Origin of the sequence: Stella humosa (assembly GCF_006738645.1) — a bacterium.
Taxonomy (GTDB): domain Bacteria; phylum Pseudomonadota; class Alphaproteobacteria; order ATCC43930; family Allostellaceae; genus Allostella; species Allostella humosa.
In genome coordinates this window covers 2089948-2111702 of record NZ_AP019700.1, presented here as the reverse complement: position 1 = coordinate 2111702, position 21755 = coordinate 2089948, and the positions used below count along the sequence as shown (strand labels likewise).

22 protein-coding genes and 1 riboswitch are annotated in these 21755 nt (G+C 69.6%); of the genes, 11 read left to right on the top strand and 11 right to left on the bottom strand.

Annotated elements, in window-relative coordinates; all coding sequences use genetic code 11:
• Nucleotides 1-25: 25 nt before the first annotated feature.
• Nucleotides 26-391: a hypothetical protein gene (locus STVA_RS09905; protein WP_123687806.1), complete on the top strand. Its 366-nt coding sequence runs from the start codon at nt 26-28 to the stop codon at nt 389-391.
• A 23-nt stretch (nt 392-414) separates the two neighbouring features.
• On the opposite strand, the gene STVA_RS09900 is transcribed toward STVA_RS09905, so the two are convergent.
• A complete protein-coding gene (locus STVA_RS09900) occupies nt 415-1323 on the bottom strand; it encodes a homoserine O-succinyltransferase (protein WP_123687805.1) in 909 nt (302 codons plus the stop codon).
• A 39-nt stretch (nt 1324-1362) separates the two neighbouring features.
• A riboswitch (SAM-I-IV-variant riboswitch) is annotated at nt 1363-1470 on the bottom strand.
• Nucleotides 1471-1586: 116 nt separating this feature from the next.
• On the bottom strand, nt 1587-1763 hold the full coding sequence (locus tag STVA_RS09895; protein WP_123687804.1) for a YegP family protein: 177 nt from the start codon (nt 1761-1763) through the stop codon (nt 1587-1589).
• Between the two features lie 128 nt (nt 1764-1891).
• On the opposite strand from STVA_RS09895, the gene STVA_RS09890 reads away from it, so the two are divergent.
• Nucleotides 1892-2506 carry a GDSL-type esterase/lipase family protein gene (locus STVA_RS09890; RefSeq protein WP_123687803.1) on the top strand — a complete coding sequence of 205 codons (615 nt, stop codon included), beginning with the start codon at nt 1892-1894 and terminating at the stop codon, nt 2504-2506.
• A gap of 13 nt (nt 2507-2519) precedes the next feature.
• On the opposite strand, the gene STVA_RS09885 is transcribed toward STVA_RS09890, so the two are convergent.
• Genes STVA_RS09885 through STVA_RS09870 form a run of 4 tightly spaced genes read right to left on the bottom strand, consistent with a single transcriptional unit; the run spans nt 2520 to nt 5207 of the window.
• The gene (locus STVA_RS09885; RefSeq protein WP_123687802.1) at nt 2520-3305 is read right to left on the bottom strand and encodes an MOSC domain-containing protein; all 786 of its coding nucleotides are present in this window, start codon (nt 3303-3305) and stop codon (nt 2520-2522) included.
• 12 nt (nt 3306-3317) lie between these two features.
• Complete coding sequence (locus STVA_RS09880; protein ID WP_123687801.1) at nt 3318-3599, bottom strand: 2Fe-2S iron-sulfur cluster-binding protein; 282 nt, start codon at nt 3597-3599, stop codon at nt 3318-3320.
• Nucleotides 3600-3609: 10 nt separating this feature from the next.
• Nucleotides 3610-5004, bottom strand: coding sequence for an amidase (locus STVA_RS09875; protein WP_123687800.1), 1395 nt, complete (start codon nt 5002-5004; stop codon nt 3610-3612).
• The gene (locus STVA_RS09870; RefSeq protein ID WP_123687799.1) at nt 5001-5207 is read right to left on the bottom strand and encodes a hypothetical protein; all 207 of its coding nucleotides are present in this window, start codon (nt 5205-5207) and stop codon (nt 5001-5003) included. Before STVA_RS09870 ends, STVA_RS09875 begins: the two co-directional genes overlap by 4 nt.
• Nucleotides 5208-5300: 93 nt before the next feature.
• On the opposite strand from STVA_RS09870, the gene STVA_RS09865 reads away from it, so the two are divergent.
• From STVA_RS09865 to STVA_RS09845, 5 genes are all read left to right on the top strand, one after another.
• Complete coding sequence (locus STVA_RS09865) at nt 5301-6914, top strand: ABC transporter substrate-binding protein (protein WP_123687798.1); 1614 nt, start codon at nt 5301-5303, stop codon at nt 6912-6914.
• 61 nt (nt 6915-6975) lie between these two features.
• A complete protein-coding gene (locus STVA_RS09860) occupies nt 6976-7917 on the top strand; it encodes an ABC transporter permease (protein ID WP_123687797.1) in 942 nt (313 codons plus the stop codon).
• Nucleotides 7914-8807 carry an ABC transporter permease gene (locus tag STVA_RS28085; protein ID WP_123687796.1) on the top strand — a complete coding sequence of 298 codons (894 nt, stop codon included), beginning with the start codon at nt 7914-7916 and terminating at the stop codon, nt 8805-8807. The genes STVA_RS09860 and STVA_RS28085 overlap by 4 nt, the downstream gene beginning before the upstream one ends.
• Entirely contained in the window at nt 8804-9814 is a 1011-nt protein-coding gene (locus STVA_RS09850; RefSeq protein WP_245978126.1) for an ABC transporter ATP-binding protein, read from the top strand. The genes STVA_RS28085 and STVA_RS09850 overlap by 4 nt, the downstream gene beginning before the upstream one ends.
• On the top strand, nt 9811-10797 hold the full coding sequence (locus STVA_RS09845) for an ABC transporter ATP-binding protein (protein ID WP_123687794.1): 987 nt from the start codon (nt 9811-9813) through the stop codon (nt 10795-10797). Before STVA_RS09850 ends, STVA_RS09845 begins: the two co-directional genes overlap by 4 nt.
• A gap of 8 nt (nt 10798-10805) precedes the next feature.
• Here the strand turns inward: STVA_RS09845 and STVA_RS09840 are convergent, their stop codons facing one another.
• The 5 genes from STVA_RS09840 to STVA_RS09820 form a co-directional block, all read right to left on the bottom strand.
• The gene (locus STVA_RS09840) at nt 10806-12422 is read right to left on the bottom strand and encodes a flavin-containing monooxygenase (protein WP_123687793.1); all 1617 of its coding nucleotides are present in this window, start codon (nt 12420-12422) and stop codon (nt 10806-10808) included.
• Between the two features lie 39 nt (nt 12423-12461).
• Nucleotides 12462-13760 carry a TRAP transporter large permease gene (locus tag STVA_RS09835; RefSeq protein ID WP_123687792.1) on the bottom strand — a complete coding sequence of 433 codons (1299 nt, stop codon included), beginning with the start codon at nt 13758-13760 and terminating at the stop codon, nt 12462-12464.
• 10 nt (nt 13761-13770) lie between these two features.
• Entirely contained in the window at nt 13771-14289 is a 519-nt protein-coding gene (locus STVA_RS09830) for a TRAP transporter small permease (RefSeq protein ID WP_170216266.1), read from the bottom strand.
• 81 nt (nt 14290-14370) lie between these two features.
• Nucleotides 14371-15462 (bottom strand): TRAP transporter substrate-binding protein DctP, encoded by a 1092-nt coding sequence (dctP, locus tag STVA_RS09825; RefSeq protein ID WP_170216265.1) that lies wholly within the window; start codon nt 15460-15462, stop codon nt 14371-14373.
• 57 nt (nt 15463-15519) lie between these two features.
• Nucleotides 15520-16572: a zinc-dependent alcohol dehydrogenase family protein gene (locus tag STVA_RS09820; RefSeq protein WP_123687789.1), complete on the bottom strand. Its 1053-nt coding sequence runs from the start codon at nt 16570-16572 to the stop codon at nt 15520-15522.
• Between the two features lie 161 nt (nt 16573-16733).
• On the opposite strand from STVA_RS09820, the gene STVA_RS09815 reads away from it, so the two are divergent.
• The 4 genes from STVA_RS09815 (at nt 16734) to STVA_RS09800 (ending at nt 21751) form a co-directional block, all read left to right on the top strand.
• Complete coding sequence (locus tag STVA_RS09815) at nt 16734-17504, top strand: GntR family transcriptional regulator (RefSeq protein WP_123687788.1); 771 nt, start codon at nt 16734-16736, stop codon at nt 17502-17504.
• Nucleotides 17501-18439, top strand: a complete 939-nt coding sequence (locus tag STVA_RS09810) for an alpha/beta hydrolase (RefSeq protein WP_123687787.1) — start codon at nt 17501-17503, stop codon at nt 18437-18439. Before STVA_RS09815 ends, STVA_RS09810 begins: the two co-directional genes overlap by 4 nt.
• Nucleotides 18440-18629: 190 nt before the next feature.
• Nucleotides 18630-20708, top strand: a complete 2079-nt coding sequence (locus STVA_RS09805; RefSeq protein ID WP_142235721.1) for an intermembrane phospholipid transport protein YdbH family protein — start codon at nt 18630-18632, stop codon at nt 20706-20708.
• Nucleotides 20709-20836: 128 nt separating this feature from the next.
• Complete coding sequence (locus STVA_RS09800) at nt 20837-21751, top strand: AAA family ATPase (protein WP_123687785.1); 915 nt, start codon at nt 20837-20839, stop codon at nt 21749-21751.
• The last annotated feature ends 4 nt before the right edge of the window (nt 21752-21755 follow it).

Genomic DNA, 21755 nt, shown 5'->3' with positions numbered 1-21755 from the left:
GATGCGCTGGCACGGAGACGGTCGGATGCGGATGGTGATGCTTGCCCTGGCGCTGCTCCTCGCCGTCACGGAAGGCCGCGCGGCCGAGCTTCGGTTCGAACTGAAGAACTGCCACCAGAACCCGATCGACGTCCTCGTCTACAACGGACGCGACACCCTGTTCAGGCTGGCCGCCAGCTCGGGCTGGCAGGGCATGAAGCATGGCGAGACGATCGGCTTCGTCTGCGACGAGGACGGCGTGGGCTACTGCTGGGCCGATGTGCGCATCCCCAACACAGCCGAGGGCACCCGCCGCGCCTACATGGTGGACGTGCGCACCACCCTCTGCTTTGCCGGCCACCAGTCCCAGGCGAACTTCATCGACAGCCGCTGCAACTTCTGCTCGCCCTGACCGGCGCTCGTCGCGACCGCCGGTCAGCCCCGGCCGATCGCGGCCAGGTCGAACGGCGTGGTCTGGTAGATCTGGTTGATCCAGTTCCCGAACAGCAGGTGGGCGTGGCCGCGCCACTGGTTCTCCGGCGCGGACGAAGGTTCGTTGCCGGGGAAGTAGTTTGCGGGGATCTGCCCGGCGCCGTCGCGGGCGTACTCGTCGGCCAGCGTGGTGGTGTCGTACTCGAAGTGGTTGAAGATATGCAGCGACCGGCGCTGCGCGTCGCTGACGAGACAGAGACCGGTGTCGTCGCTGGCTCCCAGCACTTCCAGGCCGCTGCCGGAGGGAAGGTCGGCCGCCCGCACCTCCGTCCAGCGCGAGACCGGAATGTCGAAGCTGTCGGCGAAGCCCCTGAGATAGGGCGAGGCCGGCGCCAGGTTGCGATGCCGGAAGATCCCGAAGGCCTTCTGCGGCAGCTCGTGCTTGGGCACCCCATGGAAATGATAGAGTGCTGCCTGCGCTGCCCAGCAGATGGTGAGGCAGCCATGCACATGGGTCTGCGTCCAGTCGAGGATCGACTGCAGCTCGGGCCAGTAGCGGACCGCCTCGAAGGGCATGCGCTCCACCGGCGCGCCGGTGATGATGAAACCGTCGAAGCGGTCGGTGCGGACCTCGCTCCACGGCCGATAGAAGGTGGCCAGATGGTCGGCCGAGGTGTTCCGCGGCACATGATCGGTGATCCGCACCAGCGTCAGCTCGATCTGCAGCGGGGTCGCCCCGAGCAGGCGCGCGATCTGCGTTTCCGTGCTGATCTTGTTGGGCATGAGGTTGAGCAGCCCGATACGCAAGGGCCGGATGTCCTGCCGGATCGCGTCCGTCTCGCGCATGACCACGATGCCCTCGGCTTCCAGGGTGCCGCGGGCGGGAAGATCGTCGGGAATCTTGATCGGCATGACACGGCGTTCCTTGTCTTCCGGAACGACGCTCGTGGCTGGGATCCGTTTGGTTGCCGGCTCGGCCACATCCTCCCTCGCGGGAGTGCCACCTTGCCCGGAACGGCAGGTTGGCGTTGGGCGTCGCCCCAACTCCTGATGCAGCCCCGTGTTTAGCAGGAAGCCGGCTGCCGAGGCAAGATCGCCGATGGCGCGCGCCGGCAAGGATCGGTGGGGGCCGGCCCGTGACGACCGGCCCCTTCGGTGATCAAGCGAAAGCCGGCTCAGGTCTGGTCGTCGACCTTGGCGTCGGGGACGTTCTTCTTGATCGCTTCGATGGCGCTGAGCGCGGACGCCTTGGCCTTGTAGCCTTCCGACGTGGCCATCGGCTCGCCGTTGGATGCCTTCAGGCGGAAGCGGTACTCGCCGGCCTTGTCCTTGTAGACTTCGAACTTGTACATCGGACCCTCCTGGGCCGCCGGGAGGCGGCCCGCCAGCTTGCCGCGACATTTGCAACGCAATTAAGGCAGCCCCGCAATTAAGGCCGCCACGCAATCAAGGCAGCCACCCAATCAAGGCAGACCGACCGATGCCGCCGCCCGCCCCCCTCCGGATCTGCTTCTTCGGCGACAGCATGGTGAACGGCACCGGCGACGATGCCTGCCTCGGCTGGGTCGGCCGGGCCTGTGCGGCCGCCCGGCGCGGCGGTCGCGACCTCACCTGCTACAATCTCGGCATCCGCCGCGACACCAGCGCCGATGTCCTGGCGCGCTGGCAGGGGGAGGCGGATCGACGCCTGCCGCCGGAGCATGACGGGCGCCTGGTATTCTCCTTCGGTGCCAATGACTGCTGCGAGGGCGAGGATGCCGGCGTCCGGGTGGCGCCGCACCGCGTGCTGGCCAATGCGGAGACGATCCTGGCGACGGCGCTCAAGCGGCGGCCGACGCTGATGGTCGGCCCCTTCCCGATCTGCGATCCCGCCGTCGACCGGCGCACGGCCCTGCTTTCGGCGGAGCTGGCGGCGCTCTGCGCCCGTCTCGGCGTGCCGTTCCTGGAGGTCTTCGCCATCGCCGCCGGCTCCGCCGCCTGGGTGGGCGAAGTGGCGGCCGGCGACGGCGCCCATCCCAACGCGGGCGGCTATGCCCTGGTCGCCCAGGCGTTCGATCTGTGGCCGGCCTGGCGCCGCTGGCTGGACGCCGCCTGACCGCCCTGCCCGGTCAGATGGCCTCGATCGCGTCGCCCAGCCGCACCGTCCCCTCCACCAGCACCGCGCAATAGAGCCCGGCCATGCCGCCATGGGCCTTGGCCAGCCAGCGCACGATCTTCGGTTCCGCCTCGCCGGTGTCGGGGTCGAGCGTGATCATCTTGCAGCGCGGGTCGAGTTCCAGCACCGCGATCTCGGCCTTGTCGCCGATGCGCAGGCGCCGGCCGACCAGGGCCTCCTCGGCGAAGGCCTCGCCGTCGGTGAAATCGGCATAGAGGTTGGCGCGATAGCGGCGCCCGTCGGCGGCCAACCCGGTCTCGACCGCGATGGCCGCCACGGTCTGGTTGGAGAACAGCGAGATCGGGCGGCAGTCGGTCAATGCCCGCTCCGACCGCAGCACGGCGATCGGGTCGTCGGTCGGCAGGCCGGCCTTCAGGTCGGCGACGAGCGCCGGGTCGTCGACGGCGAAGGTGCGGCCGTCCGGCGTCGTGACCTCCACCGCAAAGCCGGCGGCGTCGGTGAAGAGCGGGGTCACACCCGGCCCCAGCTTCTGGGCCGCGGCCAGGTTGACCGGCCGGGCCGCCGCCTCGGCATCGAGGAAACGCGGCCGATAGGCCACCATCGGCTGCTGCTGGCGCGCCGTAAGATAGGGAAAGGCGGCTCCGGCCGCGGGATTGTGGAAGGCATATACCCGGTCGCCATAGAGGCCGGCATAGGAGAGAAACCCCTCCTCCAGCCGCTCCCCCGCCATGCTCTTGACCGGATAGCGCCACACGGATTCGACCTGGCCGATCTTCATGGACCCCTTCCCTCAGTCGTCATAGTCGATCGCCAGTTCGGGCGTCGCCGGCCGCGACTGGCAGGCCAGGATGAAGCCGTCATCGCGGTCCGCGGCCGACAAGGCCCAGGCCTCGGCCGAGATATGCACGCCCCCCTCCACCAGCCGCACCAGGCAGGTGCCGCAAGTGCCGCTGCGACAGCTTGCCGGCAGGTAGATCCGCTCCGCCGCCGCCGCGTCAACCAGCGATTCGGTGTCGGCGCAGGCGAAGCTCACCCACTGCCCGCTGCGCCGCACTCGCACCGTCGCCGTCATCGCGCCCGGCTCACAGGTTCGGCCGGCGGCCGCGCCAGGGTGTCGCCCGCTCGTAGGCGTCGCCCACGCGCAGCACCGTCGCCTCGTCGAAACGCCGCCCCAAGACCTGCATGGCGAGCGGTAGGCCGCTGGCCGAGAAGCCATTGCACACGGAAAGGGCAGGCAGCCCCGTCACGTCGCAGGGCGCGGTCAGCAGCGGCCGGCGGAACAGATAATAGGGCGAGATCGCGTCGATGCGCGGTGCCGGCGTCCAGGCACCGGCCGTCACCAGCACGTCGTAGCGCTCCAATGCGGCTTCCATCTCGGCCGCGAGCTGGCGGCGGGCGCGGGTCGCCTGGACATAGTCGCCGGCCGTCAGCAGGCTGGCCAGGATCATGCGGTCGCGCAGGATCCAGCCGAACTTTTCGGGCCGGGTGCGCAGGTCGGATTCGTGGATCGCGAACGCCTCCGACAGCATGATGACGTTGCAGCAGGCGCTGTAGTCCTGCGCCGGCGACAGGCGCACGTCCTCGACCGTGGCGCCCAGGCCGCGCAGCACGTCGTAGCCGGCATCCATCGCCGTCAGAACCTCGGCGTCGGCGCGGTCGTCCTCTTCATAGAAATGCCGGACGACGCCGATGCGCAGGCCCGACACGCTGCCGGTCAGGGCCGCCGCGTAGTCAGGCACGGGCACGTCGGCCGAGGCCGTATCGCGGGCATCATGCCCGGCGATCGCCTGCAGCATCAGGGCGGCGTCGCGCGAGGTCCAGGTCATCGGCCCGGCATGGTCGAGGCTGAAGGCGAGCGGCGCCACGCCGCGCCGCGAGACCCGGCCATAGGAGGGCTTGATGCCGGCGATGCCGCAGAAGGCGGCCGGCATGCGGATCGAGCCCGCCGTGTCGCTGCCCATGGCGCCCAGGCACAGGCCGGCCGCGACCGACGCGCCCGACCCCGACGACGAGCCGCCGGTGAAGTGGTCGCGGTTCCAGGGGTTACGCGCGGGCGGGAACGGCAGGGTCCAGTCCGGCCCGCCAAAGGCGAACTCGTGCGTCGCCAGCTTGCCCATGACGACGGCGCCGGCTGCCTTCAGGCGGGCGACGGCGACGCAGTCCTCGTCCGGCACGTTGTCGGCCAGGATGTGGGAATGGGCGGTCGTGCGCACGCCCTTGGTGGCAAAGATGTCCTTGATGCCGACCGGGATGCCGTGCAGCGGACCGATACGGCGGCCGGCCGCGATCTCGGCCGCGGCCGTGCGCGCGTCGGCCAGGGCAGCGTCAATCGTCGGCGTGACGTAGCTGTTGATGGCCGGATCGACGGCGGCGATGCGGTCGGCCACCGCCTGGACGAGATCGACGGGCGACAGACTGCCGTCGCCGATGCGCCGCGATGCCTCGTCGATGGTCAGGAAATGCAAGGCATCGGTCATCGCCGGCCCTCCGGCGGGAAGATCGAGGCGGGCTCGTCGGCATAGCCGTAGCCACGGCGCATGCGGTCGGTCAGCACCATCAGGTCGAGATAGGCCCCATGCAGTGCCTCCAGCCGCTCCGGCGCGTGGGGAATGCCGTTCCATTCTATGCGCGCCTGGAATTCCTCCAGCGACAGTCGGCGGGCGGGCTTCTGCTCCGGCATGGGTGAATTCTCCTGGGGCGGACAACTGGCGATGGTCCTCGTCTTGCAATAGCATCGGCCATCCGCCGGACCACAATAACGGGAGGCCTGCAAATGTCGGTCGGAACGACGAAGGGGATCAAGTGGACTCTCGCGGCGGCAGCATTGGCCGCGCTTGCCTGGCCCGCCACGGCCGAGGCCGGCGGGACGCTGCGTATCGCCATGACGGCGTCCGACGTGCCGACCACCACCGGCATGCCGAACAACGGCTACGAGGGCATGCGCTTCCTGGGCTACCCGGTGTTCGAGAGCCTGGCGCTGTGGCAACTCGACAAGGCCGACGTGCTGGCCGACATCCGCCCCGGCCTGGCCGAAAGCTGGAAGCAGGACCAGGCTGACCCGAAGAAATGGACCTTCGCGCTGCGCAAGGGCGTGAAATTCCATGACGGCACGGACTTCAACGCCGACGCCGTGCTGTGGAACCTGGAGCGCTTCTACAATCCCAATTCCGCGCAGTTCGAGACGCAAGGCGGCGCCATCGTGCGCGGCCGGGTGCCCAACGTGCGCGCCTGGCGCAAGATCGACGACGCGACGGTCGAGATCACGCTCGACGTCGCCATGTCCTACTTCCCCTACCTGACGCCCTACATCCTCTTCGCCAGCCCGGCGCAGTACGAGAAGACCGGCAAGAGCTGGCCGGAATTCGCCAAGGCGCCGGCCGGCACCGGCCCCTTCCGCATCACCGATTTCAAGCCGCGCATCTCGGTCGACCTGTCGCGCTGGGACGGCTACTGGGACAAGGCCAAGGTCGCCAAGGTCGACAAGGTCGTCCTGCTGCCGATGCCGGAGGCGACGACCCGGCTGGCGGCGCTGCGTTCCGGCCAGGTCGACTGGATCGAGGTGCCGCCGCCCGACGCCATCCCCAGCCTGAAACAGGCGGGTTTCGTGCTGACCACCAATTCCTACCCCCATGTCTGGCCCTGGGTCTTCAACCTGGCCAAGGCCGACTCGCCCTTCCGCGACCTGCGCGTGCGCCAGGCGGCCAACCATTGCGTCGACCGCAAGGGCATGGGCGAGCTGCTGAACGGCATCGCCGAGCCGTCGGTCGGCTTCTTCAACGCCAAGAACCCGTCCTTCGGCAACCCGCAGAACAAGTACGGCTTCGACGCGAAGAAGGCCCAGGCCCTGCTGAAGGAGGCCGGCTATTCCAAGGAAAAGCCGGTCAAGGCCAAGATCATGATCTCGACCTCGGGCTCGGGCCAGATGCTGCCCGTGCCGATGAACGAGTTCCTGCAGCAGACCATGGCCGACTGCTGGTTCGACATCTCGTTCGAGGTGGTCGAGTGGGGCACCGTGCTGCTGGCGCTGCGCAGCTCGCCCACCGCCCCGCAGGCTCTCAACGCCGATGCCATGAACATCAGCCTCGTCTCGTCGGACATCTCGCAGATGGCGCGCTGGTTCTGGAGCGCCAACTTCGCGCCCAACGGCTCCAACTGGGGCAACTGGAAGAATGCGGAGTTCGACAAGCAGATCGAGACGATCCTCGGCCTGTCCGACCCGAAGGCGTGGGAACCGCACCTGAAGCGGGCCAACGAGATCCTGGTCGACGATGCGCCATGGCTGTGGATCGTGCATGACCTCAATCCCCGGGCCATGAGCAAGAAGGTGAAGGGTTTCGTCTCCGCCCAGTCCTGGTTCAACGACCTGACGCTGGTCGACCTGGAATAGACCAACCGGGCGGGCGCCGGCAGCCGCCGGCGCCCCTTCCTGACGGGCCGAGCCGCCAGACATGTTCGTCTTCATCCTCCGCCGGGTCGCCTATGCGGTGCCGGTCCTGATCGGCGTCACGATCGTCGTCTTCGCCCTGGTGCAGATGGTGCCGGGCGACGCCGCCGACATCCTGATCCCGCCTGAGGCCCCGCGCGAGGTGGCGGCCCTGCTGCGCGCCCGCCTCGGCCTCGACCAGCCGGTCCATGTCCGCTACCTGCTGTGGCTGAAGGCGCTGATGGCGGGCGACCTGGGCCTGTCGATGTTCACCGGCCGCCCGGTCGCGGGCGAGCTGATGGAGGCGCTGGGCAATACGCTGAAGCTGGCGATCCCGGCCGCCATCCTGGGCTTCTCGTCGGGGTGCCTGCTCGGGGCGGCAGCGGCCGCAGCCCGCGGCACCTGGCTCGACCGCCTCTTCTCGGCCATTGCCATCACCGGCGTCAGCCTGCCGCACTACTGGACCGGCATCGTGCTGGTGGCGATCTTCGCCGTCATCCTCAACTGGCTGCCCGCTCAGGGGATGGGGCCGGGCGGCTTCCCCTCCTCGATCGAGCAGATCCGCCACCTCGTCCTGCCGGTCATCACGCTGTCGCTGATCCCCATGGGCGTGGTCAGCCGGCTGGTGCGGGCGACGGTGCTGGAGATCCTGGGGCAGGAGTATGTGGCCGGCCTGCATGCCAAGGGGCTGGGCGACCGGCGCGTCGCCTGGCATGTCGTCAAGAACGCCGCCCCGCCGGCGCTGGCCCTGATCGGCCTGCAGTTCGGCTACCTGCTGGGCGGCTCGATCCTGGTCGAGACGGTCTACAACTGGCCGGGCTCGGGCGGGTTGATGAACCTCGCCATCTTCCGCCGCGACGTGCCGGTGCTGTCGGCCACCATCCTGGTGCTGGCAACGATCTTCGTCTTCATCAACATCCTGGTCGACATCCTCCAGGCGGTGATCGACCCGAGGATACGGCGATGAGCGAGGCCACCACGCTGGACGCTGCCGCCCTGCTGCGCCGGGCCGAGGCCGGGCGCGGCTACTGGCGCCGGGTGCGCGAGAAGCTGCTGGCCGACCCGGTGACGCTGGCGGTCGGCGCCATCCTGCTGCTGATCGTGGCGGCCGTCCTGCTGGCGCCCCTGCTGGCGACGCACGACCCGCAGCGCGGCTCGGTGCTGGGCCGGCTGAAGCCCTTTGGCTGGCGCGGCCACCTGCTGGGCACCGACGAGACCGGACGCGACCTCTATTCGCGCCTGCTCTATGGCGGCCGCATGACGCTGCTGGCGGGCGTGCTGCCGGTGGCGCTGGCGCTGGTGATTGGCGGCTTCCTCGGCGTGCTCGCCGGCTATGCCCGCGGCTGGGTCAACAGCGTCATCATGCGCGGCATGGACGTGCTCTACGCCTTCCCCTCGATCCTGCTGGCCATCGCCATCACCGGAATCCTGGGGCCGGGGCTGACCAACACCATCGTGGCGCTGACCATCACCTTCATCCCGCCCATCGTGCGCATCTCCGAGACGGTGACGGCCCAGGTGCGCAGCCTCGATTTCGTCGACGCCGCGCGCACCAGCGGCGCCGGCACGCTGACCATCATCCGCTTCCACGTGCTGAACAACGTGCTGGGCACGATCCTGGTCTACGCCACCAGCCTGGTCAGCCTGTCGATCATCCTGGCGGCGGGACTGTCGTTCCTGGGCCTCGGCGTCACCCCGCCAAATGCCGAATGGGGGCTGATGCTGAACGCCCTGCGCCAGGCCCTGTGGGTGGAGCCGGTGGTGGCGGCCATGCCAGGCGTGCTGATCTTCGTCACCTCGATGTGCTTCAACCTGTTCTCGGACGGGCTGCGCCAGGCGATGGACGTGAAGCTGTGAGCGGCCCCCTCCTCTCCGTCCGGGGCCTGCGCAAGCATTTCCCCGTCAACCGCAACCTGCTGGGCCGCGCGCGGTCGTCGGTGCAGGCGGTCGACGACATCGATTTCGAGGTGCTGCCGGGCGAGACGCTGGGCGTCGTCGGCGAAAGCGGCTGCGGCAAGTCGACGACGGCGCGCCTGCTGATGCGCCTTGTGGTGCCGGATGCCGGCGAGGTGCTGTTCGACGGCGAGGCGGTCGGTGTCTCGGGCGGGCTCGCCCAACGCGACCTCTATCGCCAGGCGCAGATGGTGTTCCAGGACAGCTACGCCTCGCTCAACCCGCGCATTCCAGTCGCGCTGTCGATCGCCTTCGGGCCGATGGTGCACGGGCTGCCGCGGGCCAAGGCGCTGGCCCGCGCGGTCGAGCTGCTGGCCGCCGTCGGTCTCGACCCGGCGCTCTTCGCCAACCGCTACCCGCATGAGATTTCCGGCGGTCAGCGGCAACGCGTGAACATCGCCCGGGCGCTCGCCTTCGAGCCGCGCCTGGTCATCCTCGACGAGGCCGTCTCGGCGCTCGACAAGTCGGTCGAGGCGCAGGTGCTGAACCTGCTGCTCGACCTGAAGGAACGGTTCCGCCTCACCTATCTCTTCATCAGCCACGACCTCAATGTCGTGCAGTATGTCAGCGACCGCGTGATGGTCATGTACATGGGCAAGGTGGTGGAGATCGGCCGGGTCGAGGACATCTATGCCGCCCCGCGCCACCCCTATACGGTCGCCCTGCTATCGGCCGTGCCCTCGATGGACCCGCGCCGGCGGACGGCCAAGGCCCCGCTGACGGGCGACCCACCCAACCCGATCGACCCGCCGTCCGGCTGCCGCTTCCGCACCCGCTGCATCCATGCCGATCCGGTCTGCGCGGCGGTAGAGCCGCGCCTGGCCAACCGGCCGGCCCTCGGGGCCGGCCAGGCCGTCGCCTGCCACATGCTGGACCCGGCCAGCGGCCACCCGGCCGCGAGCGGCCCATGACGGCCCCTCCCATCGCGACGGACAAGCCGGCGCTCGAGGTCCGCGACCTCACCGTCCGCTTCCGCCAGCGCCACGGCGAGATCGCCGCGGTGAACGGCGTCTCGTTCGGCCTGGCGCCGGGCGAGGTACTGGGCATCCTCGGCGAATCCGGCTCGGGCAAGTCGGTCACGCTGCGCGCCATCATGCGCCTGCTGCCGCCCGAGCGGACGGTGATCGGCGGCCAGGTGCGCATCGGCGGCACCGACATGCTGGCGCTGGCCCCGGGCGAGCTGGACCGCGCGCGCGGCAAGCGCGTGGCGATGATCTTCCAGGAACCGATGCTGGCGCTCGACCCGGTCTTTTCGGTGGGCGAGCAGATCGCCGAGACGGTGGTCCGCCATGAAGGCGTCGGCTGGGCGGACGCCAACCGTCGTGCGCTGGAGCTGTTCGAACTGGTGCAGATCCCATCCGCCAAGCGGCGGCTGGCCGCCTATCCGCACGAACTGTCGGGCGGCATGCGGCAGCGGGCGATGATCGCGCTGGCACTGTCCTGCCGGCCGCAGGTGCTGCTGGCGGACGAACCGACGACCGCGCTGGACGTGACCGTGCAGATCCAGATCGTGCTGCTGCTGCGCGAATTGCAGCAGGCACTCGGCATGGCGGTCGTCTTCGTCACCCACGATATCGGCGTGGCGGTCGAGATCTCCGACCGGCTGGCGGTCATGTATGCCGGCCGCTTCGTCGAGAACGGCACGGTAGAGGCCGTGATCGACCAGCCGAGCCACCCCTACACGCTAGGCCTGCTGAACTCGACCGTGCATGGCTCGCGCCGCGGCCTCCGCCTGGAGCCGATCCCCGGATCCCCACCCGACCTGTCGGCCCTGCCGGGCGGATGCAGTTTCCAGCCGCGCTGCACCCGCGCGATCGCCGATTGCCGCGTTGCGGTGCCGGACCCGGTTGAGCTGGGTCCGGACCACACCGCGCGCTGCATCCGGTTGGGGTGATCCGTGCGTCAGCGGCTCAGCTCGAACCCCTCGTACCCCGCCGCGGCCACCTGGTCGCATTTCTGGCGATAGACGCCGACGCCCGCCACATAGGGCATGAAGATACGCGGCTTGCCCGGGATGTTGGCGCCGACATACCAGGAGTTGGCGAGCGGGTAGAGCGTGCTGTTGGCGACCTCGTTGACGTGGGCCACCCACTCCTCGCCCGCGTCCGGCCGGGCCTCGATCCGCGACAGCCCATGGTCCCGCAGGTGGGCCAGGCAATCGGCCACCCAGTCGGTGTGCTGCTCGATCGAGTGGATCATCTGGCTTTTCACGCCCGGGCTGCCGGGGCCGGTGATGATGAAGAGGTTGGGGAAGCCCGGCACCGTCAGGCCAAGATAGGTCTGCGGGCCGCCCTGCCAGCTATCGGCCAGCGCCGGCCCGCCCTCGACGCGGATGTCGATCTCGCGCAGCGCGCCGGTCATGGCGTCGAAGCCGGTGGCGAACGCAATCGCGTCGACCGCGTATTCCCGCTCGCTGGTGCGGATGCCGGCCGGCGTGATCTCCTGGATGGGCGCCGAGCGCGCGTCGACCAGGGTGACGTTGTCGCGGTTGTAGGTCTCGTAGTAGCCGCTATCCAGACACAGGCGCTTGGTGCCGATCGGGTGGTCCCTGGGCGTCAGCAGCTCGGCCACCGCCGGGTCGCGGACGAGACCGCGGATCTTGTCGCGCACGAACTCGGCCGCCGTCTCGTTGGCTTCCGGGTTGACCAGGAAGTCCGAGTAGCAGGACAGGAAGCCGATGCTGCCGCCGCGTGCCCACAGCGCCTCGTACTTCTGCCGGCGTTCCTCGGCGCTGACCTCGAGCGCGGACTGGGTCGGCACGGGATAGCCCGACACGCCGAAGCCGGTCTGCCGCGCCTCCTGCCGGCGCTGCGGATAGGACTGCTTGAAGGACTGCTCGTACTGGCGGTCCATCGGCCGGTTCTGCGCCGGCAGGCTGAAATTGGCCGTGCGCTGGAAGACGTAGAGGTGGCTCGCCTGCTGCGCGATCAGCGGGATCATCTGGATGGCCGACGAGCCGGTGCCGACGACGGCGACCCGCTTGCCGGTGAAGTCCACGCCGTCGGCCGGCCACAGGCCGCTATGGTACCAGTCGCCCTTGAAGTCATGGATGCCCTTGAAGTCGGGCACGCGCGGGGTCGACAGATTGCCGGTCGCCATGACGCAGAAGCGCGCCTGGACCGCCTCCCCCGCCGCGGTCCGCAAGGTCCACAGGTTGGCGTCCGGATCGAAGCGCGCTTCGGCGATGCGGGTGTTGAGCTGGATATCGCGGCGCAGGTCGAAGCGGTCGGCGACATGCTCGATGTAGCGCAGGATCTCGGGCTGGGTGCCGTAGCGCTCCGGCCACTTCCATTCCTGCTGCAGCTCGTCGGAGAAGGAGTAAGAATACTCCATGCTCTCGATGTCGCAGCGCGCGCCGGGATAGCGGTTCCAGAACCAGGTGCCGCCGATGCCGCTGCCGGCCTCGAACACGCGCACCGTCATTCCCAGGCCGCGAAGCTTGTGCAGCGCGTAGAGGCCGCCCAGGCCGGCGCCGACGATGACGACGTCCAGCGGACGCACGGTTTCCGATTGGGCCATCTCTGCCTTCTCCTCTCGATAGCGCGCCTGCCGCCGGCCCTAGTCGCGGACCAGGAACAGCGACAGGTCGGGGAATCCGATCATCACGGCGACGATGAACAGTTCCATGAACACGAACGGCACGCAGCCGCGAAACACTTCGCTCAGCGACAGCTCCGGAGCGGCGCTCTTCACCACGAAGGCGTTGAGGCCGACCGGCGGCGTGATGGCACCGATCTCGACTGCCTTCGTCACCAGCAGCCCGAACAGGATCGGATCGAAGCCGACATGGGTCACGATCGGAAAGACGATCGGCATGGTGATGAGGATCATCGAGATCCCGTCCAGGAACATGCCGAGGATCAGGTAGGGCAGCAGGATCAGCACGATCATCATCGTCGGCGACAGGTCGAGCCCGGCCGCCATCGTCGCCAGGTGGGTCGGGAACTGCGTCGTCGACAGGCCGAGGCTGAAGAGGCCGGCACCGATGATGAGCGCGAAGATCGAGCAGGTGGCCGACCCCGTCTCGCGCAGGCCATCGCCCAGGTTCTTCCACCGGCCCGGCCGCCGCAGGACCGCCATCAGCGCGAAGAAGGCGCCCAGTGCGGCCGCCTCGGTCGGCGTGGCGATGCCCAGATAGATGGTGCCGGTGACGGCGGCGAACAGCAGCAGCACTTCCCAAGACTGGACGAAGGCCCGGCCGTTCTGGCGCCAGGTATAGCGTTCCGTCACCGGCGGACCCGCCAGCGACGGGTCACGCTTCACCATCAGCCAGATGCCGGCGATGTAGACGATCGCGGTGAAGAGCCCGGGGATGAACGCCGCCAGGAACAGCTTCAGCAACGAGACCTGGGTGATGATCGAATAGATCACCAGGATGCCGCTGGGCGGGATGAGCACGCCCAGTGTGCCGCCGGCGGCCACGCAGCCGGCGGCCAGCCGCTGCTTGTAGCCATGGCGCAGCATCTCCGGCAGCGCCACCTTGGCCATGGTCGACGCGGTGGCGACGCTGGAGCCGCAGATGGTCGAGAAGGCCGCGCAGCCGACGATGGTGGCCGCCGCCAGCCCGCCCGGCAATCGGCCAAGGAGCTGCTGGCCAAGTTGGAAGGCGCGCCGCGACAGGCCGGCCGAGAAGGCCATGTGCCCCATGAAGAGGAACAGCGGCAGCACGACATAGGCGAAATGCGCGGTGTTGGCGTAGGCAAAGGTCGACAGCAGGAACTCGATGCCGCGCCACGGCCGTTCCATGACCAGGCCGACGATGCCAGCCGCGGCCAGCGCAAAGGCGATCGGCACGCCGAAAGTCAGCAGCGCCAGCAGCAGGCCAATGATGATCAGGCCCGGAATAAGGAGTTCCATCGGCCGGGGCCTATTCGTGGCGAGAGGTTTGCGGGGCGAGGTCGCCGGCAGCCGGCCGTGGCCGCAGCGTCCCCGCTATGTCGAGCAGGATTTGCACCGCCAGCAGGGCCAGGCCAAAGGCGATCAGCATGCGGGCCGGCCAGATCGGAAAGGCGATGATGCCGTAGCTGGCCTCATCGCGCAGGAAGGCGGTCCAGGCCTGCTTGGAGCTGAGCCAGGCGAGCAATCCCACGACGGCCAGGCTGATCACCCAGCCGGCCAGCGCCACCACCTGCTTGACCAGCGGCGGCAGGTACTGCGTTGCCAGTTCGATGTTGAAGTGCTCGCGCCGCTGCTGGGCGGCCGCCAGCCCCAGGAAGATCATGGCGACCAGCAGCAGTTCGGCCAGTTCGCTGCTGCCCGGCAGCGACACGTTGAAGAAGGTCCGGCCGGCCACGTCGGCGACGATGAGAAGCATCATCACCACGGTACCGAAGCCGCTCAGTATCCCGAGGCCGAGTGCCAGCCGCTGGATCGTACGAGACAGCATCCCCATCGCCCAAGCTCCCACCCTGCATGGATGCCGGATGAGGCGGGCAGACCCGATCGGACCTGCCCGCCCCGATGCTGCCTAGCGCTTGCCGCAGTTGCGCGCGGCGTAGCGCTGGAAGCCCGACTGCCAGGTCGAGGTGGCCTCGTGCTTGCGCACGAGGGCGATGTAGTCCTTCAGGACGGCGGCGGTGTCGATCTTGTTGGTCTCGGCCGCCCACTTCACCCATTCGGCGTGCACCGGCTCGGCCGCGATCTTGTGGACCTTGGCGCGCTCGGCCTCGGAAAAGAGGCTGATGGTCAGGTCGCCCTTGTGGGCGCAGAGCTTGTCGACGGCCTTGTTCAGTTCGCCATCCAGGTCCGCGATGAAGCGGGCCGGCGCGTCGGCGGCCACCTCGGTGATGATCTTGCGGTGCGCCGGGCTCAGCTTGTTCCAGCGCTGCTGGTTCATGGAGGTGGCGGCGAACGAGAAGATGCCCATGTCGCCGCCGTCCGACCCGACCTTGGCGGACTCGTGGATGCCGCCCAGCACCGAGGAATCGAAGGGCGAGGAGGACACGACGTCGACCACGCCACGGCCCAGCGCATCCAGCGCCTCCGGCCAAGCCATGGTGACCGGCGTGCCGCCCAGCTTCTTCACCGAATCGGCCACGGCCTGCACGCTGCGCACCTTCAGGCCCTTGAAGTCGTCGGCCTTGGCTAGCGGCTTGCTGCTCCAGAAGGTGTTCTCGGCCCAGGGGACGATGTAGAGCACGTGGGCGTTGCGGCTCTCATACTCCTTCCGGAAGGCGGCGTTGCCGGCATAGAGCTCGGTCAACGCCTTGCCCACGGCATCGGCCTTGGAGGAGATGTAGGGCAGGACGACGTTCGACAGGCGGAAGTCCGCCCGGTTATAGGCGGCGGGCGTGCCCAGCACGATGTCGGCCGCCCCGCTCTGCAGGCCGGGATAGAGGTCGGGCGCCTTCAGCAGCGAGCCGCTGAAATACTTCTCGAACTTGATCTCGCCGTTGGACCGCTTCTCGATCTCGCCCATCATCCAGAGGTCGGTCTTGCTGACCGTGTAGACCTCGGACATGTAGCTGGCATAGACGATCTTCTCGGCCGCACCGGCCGATGTGGCACCGGCGGCCGCCAGGCCGCACACGATGGCCGTCCGTGCGATGGCTCGAAGCATTGGCACATCCCTCCCCATGATTTCGTTGCTTGGTCGCGGGCGATTGCCGGCCGGCGCTCAGGACAGGAACACGCCCTTGCCGCCGGTCTGCTGGTCGAACAGCCGGTAGGCCTCCTCGGCCTGCTCCAGCTTCCACCGGTCGGTGAACAGCGCGTCCACGTCGATGCCGCGGTCGGCGACATAGGTGGCGCATTCGGCCTGGCCGACGGTGGAGAAGGTCCAGGAGCCGATGATCGTGACCTGGCGGCGCAGCAGGTCCGGGCTGACGTCGAGCGTGACGTTGCCGCCCTCGCCGACGAAGCACGCCTTGCCCCAGGTGCGCACGGCCTGCACCGACTGCCGTCGGGCGGCCGACGAAGAGGACGCGTCCAGCGTGGCGTGGGCGCCCAGCCCGTGGGTGACGTCGCGGATGGCGGCCACCACGTCGGGCACCTGGGCCGGGTTGATCACCACGTCGGCGCCAAAGCTCTTGGCCCGGCCAAGGCGCTCGTCGCTGATGTCGAGCGCGATCACGCGGGCACCCATGGCCGATGCCAACTGCGTCGCCGACAGGCCGACCGGCCCCTGGCCGAAGATGGCGATGGTCTGGTCGCCCTTCAGGTCGAGCCGCTGCAGGGCCCCCCAGGCTGTGCCGGTGCCGCAGGCGATGGCGGCGCCGGTCGCGAAGGATAGCTGGTCGGGCAGGTTCACCAACGTGCGCGCCGGGCACTTCATGTAGGGCGCATGGGCGCCATGGCCGGTGGCGCCATAGACCTCGGCCACGCCATCGACACAGAGCTGCATCCAGCCGGTCGAGCAATGGGGGCAGACGCCGCAGCCGCGATAGTGATGGACCATGACGCGCTGGCCGACGCGCGCCTGCCGCTCGCTGACGCCGGCACCGACCGCGGCCACGACGCCGCACGGCTCATGACCGGCAATCACCGCCCCGGTCTCGCCGATGCCCAGCGCCCGGGCCGCCTCGCCGGGTGCCGCGCGATACATCTTGAGATCGCTGCCGCACATGCCGGAGGCCTTGATCTCCAGCACCACCTCGCCCGGTCCCGGCGTCGGGTCGGGAAACTCCCGGAACTCGACCGTACGGTCGCCGGCGAACACCACGCCCTTCATCAGCTTTCCTCCTCGCCCGCGGCGGCCGCTTCTGCAACGCGGCCTTCATCGGTCTACTTGTTCGAACAATATGCCTGGGCCAAAGCCTTCGTCAATTGTTGACAGCCGACAAATGCGCTATCGAAGGACCAACACTCGGGCGGCAGGATCGGGAGCAGCGAATGGCCGTATTCCAGGAAATCGCGCGCACGCCGTCCCTGGCGGCGAAGGCCAAGGCCCTGCTCGAGGCGGCGATCTGGTCTGGGCAGTTGGCGCCCGGCGCCCATCTGGTGGAAACCCAGTTGGCCGGCCAGTTCCAGATCAGCCGCGGACCGCTGCGCGAGGCGTTGAAGACGCTGGCCGCCGAAGGCCTCGTCGACATCCAGCCCGGCCGCGGCGCCTTCGTGGTCGATCCCACCGCCGACGACATGCAGGATATGATCGTGATGCGCGCTGTCGTCAGCGGCATGGTGGCGCGCCAGATGGCGGCCAGCAAAGACGAAGCCCTGTTCGCCCGGCTGGAGGCCACGCTGGAGGAGATGCGGGCGGCCGTCGCCGCCGACGACGCGCAGACCTTCTTCGACCAGCACTGGATCTTCCACGAAGGGATGTATCGTTCGGCCAATTCGGCGCTGTTCCGCACCTGGTCGGCGATGCACGGGCTGATCGACATCTATGTCCGCCGCCTGGGGCGGCCGCACCTCGCCCTGTCGCGCATCCTCCTCTGCTACGACTGCTTCATGCGCCTGTTCCGCGCGGGTGACCCGGACGAGGCGGAGGCGGCCGTGCGCAGCCAGATGCTGCTGGTCGGCTTCAACATCCTGCGCCGGCCGATACCGCCGGTGTTCTATGGCTACATCACCCGCGATATCCTGGATGACGGTACCGTCGTTCCGTTCGACCCACGCCCGGCCGGGCAGAAGACGGCCGGGCACAGGAGGGGAAGCAAATGAGCTTGCATCCGCAGATCCAGCAGGCGCTGAAGGCGCTGGCCGAGGCCAACCTGCCGCCGCTGGAATCGCTGACGCCCGCGGAAGGGCGCCTGCAGATGGAGACGATGATCAAGGCACGCGGCACCGTGCCGGCTGCGATCGGCCGCACGGAGGATCGCGCCATCCCGGGCCCGGCCGGCAGCATCCCCGTGCGCCTCTACTGGCCGCCATCGGCGGCCGGAAAGCTACCGGTCGTGGTCTATTTCCACGGCGGCGGCCACGTCATCGGCAATCTCGACACCCACGATGTCATCTGCCGCAATCTCTGCGCCGGGGCCGAGGCGCTGGTGCTCTCGGTCGACTATCGCATGGGGCCGGAGAACCGCTTTCCCGCCGCGGTCGAGGATTCCTGGGCCGCCCTCTTGTGGATTGCCGGGGCGGCGGCCGGCCTCGGCGCCGACGGCACCCGCATCGCGGTGACCGGCGACAGCGCCGGGGCCAACCTGGCAGCCGTGGTGGCGCTCATGGCGCGCGATGCCGGCGGGCCGGCGATCCGGCTGCAGGCGCTGATCTACCCGGTTGCCGACTACCATCTGACCGGTGACAGCTTCGAGCGCTATGCCACGGGCTTCGGCATGCTGACGCGCGGCGCCATGGAGTGGTTCCGTGGCCACTACCTGAACGGGATCGAGGACGCGCGGGACTGGCGCGCCTCGCCGATCCATGCCCCCGACCTGGCCGGCGTCGCCCCTGCCCTGGTGGTGACGGCCGAATGCGACGTGCTGCGCGACGACGGCATCCGCTATGCCGCGGCCCTGCGCGCGGCCGGGGTGGCCGTCGAGGAGCGGGAGTATGCCGGCATGATCCACGGCTTTTTCGGCCTGACGCCGGCGATCGACGACGCCGTGGCGGCCCAGGCCTTCGTCTGCGACGCGATGAAGCGCGCGCTGTCCTGACACGCGCCTGACGCCCTTGCCCCGGGGGCACGCGTCTTGCTGGTCCAATGCCGGGGTTGCGCTACACTACAAAGTGTAGGCGATCGGGCAAAGGATCAGCGAGGCGGCGATGCGGCTCGGGGATCGACAGCAGGATGACCAAGCCACGGGCGGCGATCGGCCGCCCCGGCGACGGCGCCGATGGCAGGTGGTGGTAGGCGCCGCCCTGCTTCTGGCCGGGGGCTGGCTGGCCGCCCCCTGGATCGTCGAGCGGGTGCTGATTGGGCATTTCGCGGCCCAGGGCTTTCCCGATACGACGCTGGACGTGCGCCGGGTCGGCCCGTTCGAGACACGCATCGAGCAGCTTCGCCTGGCGACCGTATCGGCCGAGCGCGTCATCCTGCGCTACACGCCGCTGGCGGCGCTCCGCGGCGATCTTTACTCGCTGACGCTGGAAGGCCTGGCGCTGCAGGGCGGCGCACGAGAGACGGCATCGGCGATGGCACGGGCCGAGGCGGCGCTGCGCACCGCGAGCGGGCTGCGCATCGCCCATATCGAATTCGGCGAGGCAAAGGTCGCGCTGGGCGCGCCCGGCGGCGACTGGAACGCCACCCTGCGCGGGTCGCTGGTACAGACGCCATCGGGCGCGCTCGAGGGCGCGGTGTCCGTCGTCGCCACCAGCATCGCCGGTGCCTTCGGCGGCGAGTTCCGCCTCTCGCCGGACGATGCCGGCCGCACAGCCGTGCGCCTCCAGGTGCGCGAGGCGGTCCTGCGCCTGCCCGGCCTGACGCTGGAGGGGCTGGCGGGGGCGGTTTCCGTCGCCCGCAGCGACGGCCCCCTGCCCCTGGTCGACCTCGACGTGCAGGCCGGCGGCCGGGCGCCCGACGGCAGCGGGCTGGAGCGTGCGCGCCTGCGCCTGGTCTCCACCGGCGGCACGGCCCTGGCGTCGTTGGCCGGTATCGACCTGGACGGCCGCCGCTTCACGGTGGAAAGCGGCTTTGACGTGGCGGCCGAGGCCGACGGCAGCATCGCGCTGCGGCTGGCGCGGCCCGGCAGCATCGCGTTCCTCGACCGGCCGGTGCGCGGTGCTACCCCGCTGTCGCTGGATGCCCGCATCATGCCGGGCGATGCGCCGGCCCTGCGCCTGATCGCCGATGCCGACAGCCTGCGCCTGGTCCATGCGCTGCGCCTGGCGCTGCGGCCGACCATGCTGGCGACCGCGGCCGGCCCGGCCCGCATCGAGGACGGCACGCTCGCGATCGACGGCAGCCTTGGCGGCGACGGCGCCCGCGGCCGGTCCGAACTGCGCATTCCGCGCCTGGTCGTGCCAGCCCGCGCACTGCGCGCAGAGGACGTGGCCCTGGTGGTCCATTGGGAGGAAGGCCCGCTGCGCTTCGACCTGACCGCGCGGAGCCTGGCCTCGACCGCCGCCCCGCCCTGGTTCGCCCCCCTGCCGCTCGCCCTGTCCGGCAATGGCGGACCGGCGGCCCTGTCCTTCACCGGCCGGCTGGGCGGCAGTCCAGTCGCCATCGACATCGAAGGGGAGGCCGCCGGCCCGGGCGTCGGGCGGGCGGCCCTGCGGCTGCGCCCGCTCGATCTGGGTGCTGCCGGCGACCTCACCCGCCTGTCGCCTGCGCTGGCCGCCATCGCCGAGGCCCCGCACGGGCAGGTCGCGGGGCGGGCAGAGGTCGCCTGGACCCAGGACGGCCTGTCCGGCGGTGGCCGCCTACTGCTGCGCGAAGTGGCCGCGACCCTGCCCATCGGACGGGTGGAGCGCGTGAATGGGGTGGTCGCCCTTGACCGGCTGGTCCCGCCCACGACGGCCGGGCCGCAGACCCTGTCGGTCGGGCTGGTCGACATGGGCCTGCCCCTGACCGATGGCACCGTCACCTTCCGCCTGGACCAAGGCGGCCCCGTCCTGGAGGATGCGCGCTTTTCCGCGGCCGGCGGCACCGTCCGGGCGACCGACGCCTTGAGCGGTGGCCGGCTGACCATGGCGGCCGCCGCCTTGAACCTTGGCCTGGCCGCCGCCGTCTCGGGCAACCTGATGCTGGAAATCGACCAGGAGCGCCTGACGGCCCGTCTGGCGGACGACGCCAACGGCCTGGAATTCGCCCTCGATCGCCCGCACCGCGGCACGCCCACGATGCGGGCCGCGGTCGATGGGCGCCCGCATGACCTGCCGGATGACCTGGCGTCCCGGATCGCGCGCGACGCCCGCCAGGCGGCCGACGCCCACCGGGTGCCGGAGGCCACCCTGCGGCAAATGCAGGCCTATGGCGAACCTTGACCGCCCGCCGCGTTGCATGCCGGCCGCCGAGCCACTAGCTTTCCCCTAGATTCCCGAACGGCCGCATGCCCGCCGGCGCCTCATCCTGCGCCGGGCGGCCGGTTGCCCCGCGAAAGGTCCATCCGCTCATGTCGCTTCCCGCCTCCGTCGACGAGACGCTGGCCCTGCTCGGCCAGGCCAACTATGTCGCCGACCGCAGCCTCGCCACCGCCGTCTATCTGGCCCTGTCGCTCGGCCGACCGCTTTTCCTTGAGGGCGAGGCCGGCGTCGGCAAGACCGAGATCGCCAAGGTTCTGGCCGCCGCCCTCGGCCGCAAGCTGATCCGGCTGCAATGCTATGAGGGGCTGGACATCGCCTCGGCCGTCTACGAATGGAACTATGCCCGGCAGATGATCGAGATCCGCCTGGGCGAGGCATCGGGCGCGAAGCGCGAGGGCATCGAGGACGAGATCTTCTCCGACCGCTTCCTCATCCGCCGGCCGTTGCTGCAGGCGCTTGAACCCGACGCCGCCGGCCCGCCGGTGCTGCTGATCGACGAGCTGGACCGCACCGACGAGCCGTTCGAGGCCTACCTGCTGGAGGTCCTGTCGGACTACCAGGTGACGATCCCCGAGATCGGCACGATCAAGGCGCCGGCCCCGCCGATCGTCATCGTCACCTCCAACCGCACGCGCGAGATCCACGACGCCCTGAAGCGCCGCTGCTTCTACTACTGGGTCGACTATCCCTCGGCCGCGCGCGAGGCGCAGATCCTGAAGGTGCGCTGCCCGGGTGCCGGCGAGGCCCTGTCGAAGCAGGTCGTTGCCTTCGTCCAGGCGCTGCGCAAGATGGACCTGTTCAAGCTGCCGGGCGTGGCCGAGACGATCGACTGGACCCATGCCCTGATGCAGCTCGACGCCTTCGAGCTGGACCGCGACACGGTGAACGACACGCTGGGCACGCTGCTCAAGTACCAGGACGACATCGCCCGCATCCAGGGCAGCGAGGCCACCCGCATCCTCAACCAGGTGAAGGCGGAAGTGGCCGCCAGCGGCGCGGCCTGAGCAC